Below are 9,067 nucleotides of genomic sequence, written 5' to 3' on the forward strand. Positions count from 1 at the left end.
GTGCTGCCGGGCGGCGGGGCAGGGGTGACCGTACGAACCGCTCACCGCCGCCAGGGCGCGCTTCGGGTCACGGCAGGTCGAAGTCGCGTGCCCCGGCCAGAGTCCGCCGGACACCGTCCGGCCACCGGGCGCGGCAGGGCCCGCCCCGGTGCGGAGGCCGGTCAGCCGTTGTCGGCCGCCCGGCGGTCCATCACGGAGAGCGCGCGGTGTGCCAGGGGGTGCGTACGGACCAGCTCGGCCAGTGACGTCGTCCCCCGGGTGATCCCGGCGAACGCCTTCCAGGCGGGCCTGAAGGTCGTGAGCACCGCGTGCAGGACTCCGGGGCGGCGCTCGAAGAGCTTGAGCATCCGGCGTCCGACGTTCATCTCGACGCCGAGGCCGGCCTTGATGGCGAAGGCGTAGTTGAGCGCCTGGCGCCGGGCGTCCACCGCGTCGCGGGCCTCGGCGATGCGTACCGCCCACTCCCCCGCCAGCCGGCCCGAACGGAGCGCGAAAGAGATGCCCTCACGGGTCCAGGGCTCCAGGAGACCTGCCGCGTCCCCGCAGACCACGACCCGGCCCCGGGAAAGCGGCGAGTCCTCGCTGCGGCAGCGGGTGAGGTGGCCGGAGGAGATCTTCGGCTCGAAGCCGGCCAGCCCGAGGCGGGCGATGAAGTCCTCCAGGTACCGCTTCGTCCCGGCGCCGTCGCCCCGGGCGGAGATCACGCCGACGGTCAGCGTGTCGCCCTTGGGGAAGACCCAGCCGTAACTGCCGGGCATCGGGCCCCAGTCGATGAGTACCCGCCCCGCCCAGTCCTCGGCGACCGTCTCGGGGACGGGGATCTCCGCCTCCAGGCCGAGGTCCACCTGATCGAGCTTCACCCCGACGTGTGCGCCTATGCGTCCGGCACTGCCGTCGGCGCCGACGACGGCCCGCGCGAGCACCGTCTCGCCACCGGCCAGCACCACCGCGACGGTGCGCCGGTCCGGTACGGACGAACCGTGCTGCTCGACCCGCGCGACGGAGGCACCCGTACGCAGCTCGGCGCCGGCCTTCTGCGCCTCCTCGACCAGCTGGGCGTCGAACTCGGGCCGGTTGATGAGGCCGAAGAGCATGCGCTTCGACTTGCGGGTGCGCACCAGCTTCCCGTTGAGGGAGAAGGTGACGGCGTGGACGCGGTCACGCAGGGGGAGTTCGAATCCCGGCGGGAGCGAGTCGCGCGAGTATCCGATGATTCCGCCGCCGCATGTCTTGTAGCGGGGCAGCTCCGCCTTCTCCAACAGCAGGACCCGACGGCCCGCGACAGCCGCCGCGTATGCCGCCGAGGCACCGGCCGGCCCTGCACCGACTACCACGACGTCCCACACCGACGACTCTTCGTGCTCACGTCCGGCGTCTGCGTTCTCGCTGCTCACGATGTGCTTCTGCTCCCGATCCGACCAGTTGCCCCAGCTACTGACGGCATCCTACGGCGCGTTCCGGCCAAGGTCCGCTGTGGGAGGATCGGCAGTGATTTCGTCGTACGGACAACGCCGGACAAACGGCGTCGTCCTCGGTCGCGCACGACCTGCGCGACCGCACCCGGCGCCGCGCTATGAAGGAGCCTTCCCATGACCGCCCGTCCGATCTCCGAAACCGTTGCCTCGCTGATGCCCCGTGCCAAGGCGGAGCTCAGCGAGCTGGTGGCGTTCCAGTCGGTGGCGGATCCCGCGCAGTTCCCGAAGAGCGAGTGCGAGGCCGCGGCAGGCTGGGTCGCCGACGCGCTCACCGCGGAGGGCTTTGGGGACGTCGCGCTGCTGGACACGCCCGACGGGACCCAGTCCGTGTACGGATACCTCCCCGGCCCGGCCGGAGCTCCGACCGTACTCCTCTACGCCCACTACGACGTGCAGCCGCCGCTCGACGAGCCGGCCTGGCTCTCCCCGCCGTTCGAGCTGACCGAGCGGGACGGACGCTGGTTCGGCCGGGGCACGGCGGACTGCAAGGGCGGCCTGATCATGCATCTGCTCGCGCTCCGCGCGCTGAAGGCGAACGGGGGCGTGCCGGTCGGCGTGAAGGTGATCGCGGAGGGGTCCGAGGAGCAGGGCACCGGCGGGCTGGAGCGGTACGCGGAGGAGCACCCGGAGCTGCTCGTCGCCGACGCGATCGTCATCGGCGACGCGGGCAACTTCCGGGTCGGTCTGCCGACCGTCACCGCGACCCTGCGCGGCATGACGATGCTGCGCGTGACGCTCGACACCCTTGAGGGGAACCTGCATTCCGGACAGTTCGGCGGCGCGGCCCCGGACGCGCTCGCCGCGATGATCCAGCTGCTCGCCTCGCTGCGGGCCGAGGACGGCACGACGACGGTGGACGGACTGGCCGGGGACGCCTCCTGGGACGGGCTGCAGTACCCGGAGGAGGACTTCCGCAAGGACGCGAAGGTGCTGGACGGGGTGGAGCTGATCGGCTCGGGTACGGTCGCCGACCGCATCTGGGCGCGGCCCTCGGTGACCGTGATCGGGATCGACTGCCCGCCGGTCGTCGGCGCCACGCCGTCCGTCCAGGCGAGCGCCCGGGCGCAGATCAGCCTGCGGGTGCCGCCGGGGCACGACGCCGCGGAGGCGACGAAGCTGCTGACCGCGCACCTGGAGTCGCACGCCCCCTGGGGGGCGCGCGTCACCGTCGAACAGGTGGGCCAGGGCCAGCCGTTCCGCGCGGACGTGACCAGTCCCGCGTACACCTCCATGGCCGCGGCCATGCGGATGGCCTTCCCCGGCGAGGAGATGCAGACGGCGGGCATGGGCGGGTCGATCCCGCTCTGCAACACGCTGGCGCAGCTCTACCCGGAGTCGGAGATCCTGCTCATCGGGCTGAGCGAGCCCGAGGCGCAGATCCACGCGGTGAACGAGAGCGTCTCGCCCGAGGAGCTGGAACGCCTCGCGGTCACGGAGGCCCTGTTCCTGCAGAACTACGCGGCCTCCCGCCAGGGCTGACGGACGCGCGGGCACAGCCGGCCAGGACTGCCCGTGGAGGCACGGGCGTTCCCGTCACGACCGGAGCCGGGTTCGCGGGGCGGGGAACCGCGCCCCGACCCGACCGGAACGAAATCCCGCGGTGGCTCCGTGGGGCGAGACGTGCGGGTGGTGCCGGCCTCGCACCGCGGGGCCCACATGTCTCCGGCTGCGGCCCTCCCCCTCGGCGGGGCACGTCGGACCTGGGCACCCCAGCCGCGGGGATCCCGGGAGCTCGCCGGACGCCGCCCAGGGCGGGTCGCGGCCCGAAGCGGTGGCGGTCCGAAGCGGTGGCGGTCCGAAGCGGGTCGCGGTCCGTCTCGTCGGCGTCAACAACCCTTCCAGGCAAGGAGACTGCCGCCTGCGCGGCAACCGCTCGCTTCGCTCCCTTCGGTGGCGCGGACTCCGGACGCGGCGGGAACTGTCCCAGGCGTCCACCGGTGAGATCCAGTACGCCCCCGTCGACGCCGACGGCCGCCCGGTCGGCGGCCGCCTCGTCCACGGCCGGCAGGCAGCGGGCGCTGCTTCTCGGCCGTCCGGCGGACGACCGGCGCCACCACCGAGACCTGCACCGGCCGGCCTCGGACCGCCGTTCAGCCCGCCCCCGAGGTCGCGCTGAACGCCCAGCAGGCCGACAGTGACGTCGTACGGCGCAGCCACGTCCAGGGCGCCGCCGACGCTCCCACCCGGACCGATTTCCACGACGGACGAAGGGTCACCCGGTCACGGCCGAGCGCGGCGACGGCGTTCTGGTCGAGTGGTGCGGCGAGAGCACCCGCCGGCGGTGTCCCCGGCCTCACGGGTCAGTACAGCTGGGCGGGGCCGACCGGCACCCCCGCCTCCAGGTTGAGGACGGCGGAGCGCTCGCGGGCCCTGAGCGCCCAGCACAGCCGGGTGTATCGGGTCGGCGGGAGGAGTCCGGCGGCCTCCTCCTCGGTGACGAAGCGCCAGTCCCGCAGCTCGGAGTTCTGGAGCAGCAGCCCCTGCGCGTCCTCGTCCCGGAGCACCCCGCCGTCGAAGAGGAACCGCAGGCCGCCGTAGCCGGGCGGTCTCGGAGCCTCCCAGTCGACCACGAGAAGCCTGGGCTCCGCGGTCAGGACCAGGCCGATCTCCTCGGCCACCTCGCGGACTCCGGCCCTGGCCGGCGCCTCGCCCGTCTCGACTATCCCGCCGGGGAACTCCCAGCCCGCCTTGTAGGTGGGGTCGACGAGGAGGACCCGGCCGCGTTCGTCGAAGAGGAGCACTCCGGCGGCGACCGTCTCGGCGGTGGGGGACGGGTTCTGGACGATCCCGCACTCCCCTGCGGCGCCGGTGCGTACCGCCTCCTCGATCCGCAGCGCGGTCTCACGCGGGGTGAGGGCGCCGTTGTCGATGACGTGGGCGTCGGCGGTGAGCCACGGGAGGGCCGCACGGTAGGGCTCGATGTGTTCGAGGCACCAACGGCGGGTGCGCAGGCTCCGTCCGGGGTCCCCGGAGAGCTCGTGCCGTTCCGAGATCCGCTGACGCAGGATCGTTTCCTCTGGGCGGAGCAGCACGTGGTGCACGGGGATGCGACGGGCGGCGAGCCCACCGAACATCTCGTCCCGGTACTCCTGCCGCAGCAGCGTCATCGGCACCACGAGCGTGCCGGGCACCTCGGCGAGCAGGGCCGCAGCGGTGTCCACGACCAGGCGCCGCCAGATGGGCAGGTCCTGGAAGTCGGTCACCTCCGTCAGCCGCTTCGGGGGCAGCAGCCCGCGCAGCGCGGCACCGGTCAGCCCGGGGTCGTACAGCGTGCTGTTCGGGATCAGGTCGAGCAGTTCACAGGCCGCACTGGTCTTGCCCGCACTGAACGCACCGTTGACCCAGACGATCACGGCTCCCCCTTCACCAGGCGTCTCTTCCGGTCCGTGACGCGCTCGCGCCCCGGCGCCGTACGGGCCGCCCCGTCCGAGGTCCGTGACGCGGGTCCCGTCCCTCGGCACGGCCCGGTCGTCCGGAGAGGCTCCGGCCCTCTGTGGCTTGCCCTGAACACCCTGGGGCGAAAACCCGGCACGCCGAACCTGTTGTACGGAGCCGTGGACGGGGTACCCGTCGGCAGACGCCCCGACGGACGGCCGGACCGCGCCGGGAGACGGGCCCGGTGGCCCGGGTCGTCGGCGGCGGGCCGTCATCCTTCCTCGTGGTCGGGTGAGACCGCGGACAGCGGCAGAGGGGTACACCATGCGTCGGACGGTGCTCGGACAGTTTCCCGCCGGCGGGCCGCGCGGCAGCCGGCCTGCGGAGGAGTTCGCGGCCGCGCGCCGCGGCGAGGGGCTCGCGGCGGAGGTCGTGATGGACCTGGACCGCGACGCCTTCCTCGTGGTGGTCGCCCGGACCTCGGCCGACCGCACCCGCTGAGCCTCCGGCCACCTCGACGGGCCGAACCGGCGGCCGAACCACCGTCAGGACGTGCGGTCGTGTCCTTGGCCGTCGCCGTTCCCGGTACGGGCATGGCGAGTCCGGCGCGACCGTGACGCGTCGTCAGCGCGCGGTGGCCGCCGCGGCCGCTCCCACGAGCCCCGCGTCGTTGCCCATCACCGCGGCCGTCACCGTGACGTCGCGCACGAAGGAGAGCGTCGCGTAATCGGCCAGGGCCCGCCTCAGCGGGGCGAAAAGCACGTCCCCGGCGCCGGCCACTCCCCCGCCGATCACCGCGATGTCGATCTCGACCAGGGTGGCCGTGGCGGCGATCCCGGCGGCGAGCGCCTGGGCCGCACGGTCGAAGGACGCCTGGGCCACCGGGTCTCCCGCCCGGGCTGCGGCGGCAACGGCGCGTGCCGTGACGTCCCCGTCCGCTCCGGGCAGCCAGCCGTTGTCCAGGGCCCGGCGCGCGATGTTGGGACCGCTGGCGATCCGCTCGACGCAGCCGCGCGCGCCACAGGGGCAGGCATCGCCGTCCAGGTCCACGCTGATGTGGCCGATGTGGCCCGAGTTGCCGGTGGGTCCGGGATGGAGCCTGCCGCCGAGGACGAGTCCGCCGCCGACTCCGGTCGACACCACCATGCAGAGCGCGTTGTCGTGCCCGCGGGCGGCGCCCTGCCAGTGTTCCGCCGCCGTCATCGCCACGCCGTCGCCGACGAGGGTCACCGGCAGCCCGCCGATCGTCTCGCCGACCCGGGCGACCAACGGGAAGTCGCGCCAGCCGGGAACGTTGACCGGGCTGACGGTGCCCGCCGAGGCGTCCACCGGACCGGCGCTGCCGATGCCCAGGGCGGAGGCACGCTCCCACAGCGGGGAGGCCATCAGCTCGGACAGGACACCGTCCACCGCTCCCATCACCGATGCGCCGGACTCCTTGGCGGGCGTCGGCCGCTGCGCCCTGACGAGCAGCGTGCCGTCGTCGCCCACCAGCGCGCCGGCGATCTTGGTGCCGCCGATATCGAGGGCGGCGACGAGGTCGGTATGCATGGGCCTGGGCTCTCCGGATGAGTAGAAGGGCGGACCTGCTGGTTCCGTCCTTGCGGTCTGCTTAGTCTGTATTGCCATGACAACGTTGTCCAGGGCCTATGCTCGACGCCACAGCCCCGAACCCCCGCGGCGTTGACACCGGTGTCGACGCACCCTACGACAGGACAGCGCACTGTGGCCGAGACCACCCGTCATTCCGAGCCCCGCTACGGCAACCGGCCCACCATGAAAGACGTGGCCGCGCGGGCCGGAGTAGGGCTCAAGACGGTCTCGCGGGTGGTGAACGGCGAGGCCGGGGTCACGCCCGACACGGAACGCCGGGTGCAGGAGGCCATCGACGCCCTCGGATTCCGCCGCAACGACAGCGCCCGCGTTCTGCGTAAGGGCCGTACGGCGTCCATCGGTCTGGTCCTGGAGGATCTGGCGGACCCGTTCTACGGTCCGCTGAGCCGCGCCGTGGAAGAGGTCGCCCGCTCCCACGGGGCACTGCTCATCAACGGCTCCAGTGCCGAGGACCCGGTACGCGAGCAGGAGTTGGTGCTGGCGCTGTGCGCGCGGCGGGTGGACGGGCTGATCGTGATCCCGGCGGGCGACGACCACCGTTATCTGGAGCCGGAGATCAGAGCCGGTGTGGCCACCGTCTTCGTGGACCGGCCGGCCGGGCTGGTGGACGCCGACACGATCCTCTCCGACAGCTTCGGCGGCGCACGGCAGGGCGTGGAGCACCTGGTCGCCCACGGCCACCGCCGCATCGGCTTCATCGGGGACCAGCCGCGCATCCACACGACGACGGAGCGACTGCGCGGCTACCACGCGGCGATGGCGGACGCGGGCATCACCGTCGACGACCGGTGGGTCTCCCTCGGGACCACCGCCCCGGAGCGGGTGCGCGCCGCCGCCGAGGAGATGCTGTCGGGGCCCGAACCGGTGACCGCGATCTTCGCGGGCAACAACCGCGTGACCGTGACCACCGTGCGGGTGCTCGCCGACCGCGAGCGCCCGGTCGCACTGGTCGGCTTCGACGACATCGAGCTGGCCGACCTGCTCGGCATCACGGTCATCGCGCAGGACGCGGCGGCCGTGGGGCGCACCGCGGCCGAGCATCTGTTCCGCCGTCTGGAAGGCGCCGGCCACGCCACCGCCCGGGTGGAACTGCCCACGATCCTGGTGGCGCGCGGCTCCGGCGAGCTGCCCCCGGCGTGAACCCGGGCGGCGCGCGGCGCCGGGGCGAGGGCGCCGCCCCCGTTCAGCCTGCCGCCGCGCCGTGGCCCGTTCGCGCGTACGCGTCCAGCTCGTGGCGGCCGAGGCCCGTCAGCCGGGTGACCTCGGCGGTGTCCAGCGCCCCGCAGTCGATCCCGCGCAGCAGGTGGCCGCTGAGCGCCTTGGCGGTGGCGGGCTCGTCCATGACGTCCCCGGCGGACTTGGCGACGTACCCGGCGAGGCGGGCCGCCGCCTGGTCCAGGCCCTCACGGTAGAAGGCGTACACGGCCGCGTAACGGGTCGGCAGATGCCCCGGGTGCATGTCCCACCCCTGGTAGTAGGCGCGGGCCAGGGCGCGGCGGGTGAGGCCGTAGTGGAGGCGCCACGCCCGGTGGACGCGGTCGGCCGGACCGACCGGCAGCACGTTGGTGGAGCCGTCCGAGACCCTTACGCCGGTGCCCGCGGCCGCGACCTGCATGACCGCCTTGGCGTGGTCCGCGGCGGGATGGTCACTCGCCTGGTGGGCGGGGCTGACACCCACGCTCGCGCTGTAGTCGAACGTGCCGTAGTGCAGTCCTGTGGCCCGGCCCCGCGCGGCATCGATCATCCGCGCGACGGCCGCCGTCCCGTCCGCCGCGAGGATCGACTGGCTGGTCTCGATCTGGATCTCGAAGCGCAACCGTCCCTCGTCCAGCCCGTGCGTCCGCTCGAACGCGTCGAGCAGCCGGACGAAGGCGGTGACCTGCTGCGGGTACGTGACCTTCGGCAGGGTGAGCACCAGCCCGTCGGGCAGCCCGCCGGAGCGGACGAGCCCGGTGAGGAACACGTCGGTGGTGCGGATGGACCGGGCGCGCACGGACGCCTCCATGCACTTCGTCCGGATGCCCGCGTACGGGGGCGCACAGCCCTCCGCGTACGCCCGCTGGACCAACAGCGCGGCGCGGGCGGCGTCCTGGTCCTCCTCGGCGTCGGGGCGCCGGCCGTAGCCGTCCTCGAAGTCCACCCGCAGGTCCTCCACGGGCTCGCGCTCCAGCTTGGCGCGCACGCGGTCGTGGACGGGCACGGCGAGTTCCTCGGGGAGACCGAGCACGGCGGCGAAGGAGACCGCGTCCGGGGCGTGTTCGTCGAGCGCGGCCAAGGCCCGGTCGCCCCAGGAGCGTACGGTCGCGGCGTCGAAGGTGTCGGCCGGCACGTACACCGTGTGCACGGGCTGGCGGGTGCCGGGGTCGCCCGGATAGCGGCGCGCGAGTTCCGCGTCCACCGCGGCAAGCGACGCGCCGATCTCCTCGCCCACCGCGTCGTCGAGGCTCGTCACCACTTCAGCCCGTCGGCCCATGACCGCACCCCCGCACTCTCGCCACTTCCGCTTACCGGAATCGATGATCCGCATGGCGAAGCTATAAGGCGGGCGGGGGCGCGTCAACGAGGAACGGCCGTGGGCCGGGCCCGTTCCGGGGTCCCGGCCC

The 9,067-nt window shown here is 73.5% G+C and carries 7 protein-coding genes; 3 read left to right on the top strand and 4 right to left on the bottom strand.

The window, feature by feature from the left end; genetic code table 11:
- Positions 1-161 precede the first annotated feature (161 nt).
- Positions 162-1,394: a geranylgeranyl reductase family protein gene (locus tag ACFWEP_RS26500; protein ID WP_387373543.1), complete on the bottom strand. Its 1,233-nt coding sequence runs from the start codon at positions 1,392-1,394 to the stop codon at positions 162-164.
- Between the two features lie 195 nt (positions 1,395-1,589).
- Between ACFWEP_RS26500 and ACFWEP_RS26505 the strand changes: the two genes are divergently transcribed.
- Entirely contained in the window at positions 1,590-2,954 is a 1,365-nt protein-coding gene (locus ACFWEP_RS26505; protein WP_387373545.1) for a dipeptidase, read from the top strand.
- Positions 2,955-3,775: 821 nt separating this feature from the next.
- Here ACFWEP_RS26505 and ACFWEP_RS26510 read toward each other — a convergent pair.
- Entirely contained in the window at positions 3,776-4,828 is a 1,053-nt protein-coding gene (locus ACFWEP_RS26510; protein WP_387373546.1) for an NUDIX domain-containing protein, read from the bottom strand.
- A gap of 346 nt (positions 4,829-5,174) precedes the next feature.
- Here ACFWEP_RS26510 and ACFWEP_RS26515 point away from each other — a divergent pair, with 346 nt between their 5' ends.
- Positions 5,175-5,351, top strand: a complete 177-nt coding sequence (locus ACFWEP_RS26515) for a hypothetical protein (protein WP_387373548.1) — start codon at positions 5,175-5,177, stop codon at positions 5,349-5,351.
- A gap of 123 nt (positions 5,352-5,474) precedes the next feature.
- Here the strand turns inward: ACFWEP_RS26515 and ACFWEP_RS26520 are convergent, their stop codons facing one another.
- Complete coding sequence (locus tag ACFWEP_RS26520) at positions 5,475-6,401, bottom strand: ROK family protein (protein WP_387373550.1); 927 nt, start codon at positions 6,399-6,401, stop codon at positions 5,475-5,477.
- 174 nt (positions 6,402-6,575) lie between these two features.
- Between ACFWEP_RS26520 and ACFWEP_RS26525 the strand changes: the two genes are divergently transcribed.
- Positions 6,576-7,604 (top strand): LacI family DNA-binding transcriptional regulator, encoded by a 1,029-nt coding sequence (locus tag ACFWEP_RS26525; protein ID WP_387373551.1) that lies wholly within the window; start codon positions 6,576-6,578, stop codon positions 7,602-7,604.
- 43 nt (positions 7,605-7,647) lie between these two features.
- Here the strand turns inward: ACFWEP_RS26525 and ACFWEP_RS26530 are convergent, their stop codons facing one another.
- Positions 7,648-8,937 (bottom strand): DUF6986 family protein, encoded by a 1,290-nt coding sequence (locus ACFWEP_RS26530; protein WP_387373553.1) that lies wholly within the window; start codon positions 8,935-8,937, stop codon positions 7,648-7,650.
- Positions 8,938-9,067 lie beyond the last annotated feature (130 nt).

Source organism: Streptomyces sp. NPDC060198, from assembly GCF_042728415.1.
Classification (GTDB): Bacteria; Actinomycetota; Actinomycetes; order Streptomycetales; family Streptomycetaceae; genus Streptomyces.

Coding starts and splice junctions, on each gene's coding strand:
- ACFWEP_RS26520 (WP_387373550.1), bottom strand. CDS start 6,401: ATGCATACCGACCTCGTCGCCGCCCTCGATATCGGCGGCACCAAGATC.
- ACFWEP_RS26530 (WP_387373553.1), bottom strand. CDS start 8,937: ATGGGCCGACGGGCTGAAGTGGTGACGAGCCTCGACGACGCGGTGGGC.
- ACFWEP_RS26515 (WP_387373548.1), top strand. CDS start 5,175: ATGCGTCGGACGGTGCTCGGACAGTTTCCCGCCGGCGGGCCGCGCGGC.
- ACFWEP_RS26505 (WP_387373545.1), top strand. CDS start 1,590: ATGACCGCCCGTCCGATCTCCGAAACCGTTGCCTCGCTGATGCCCCGT.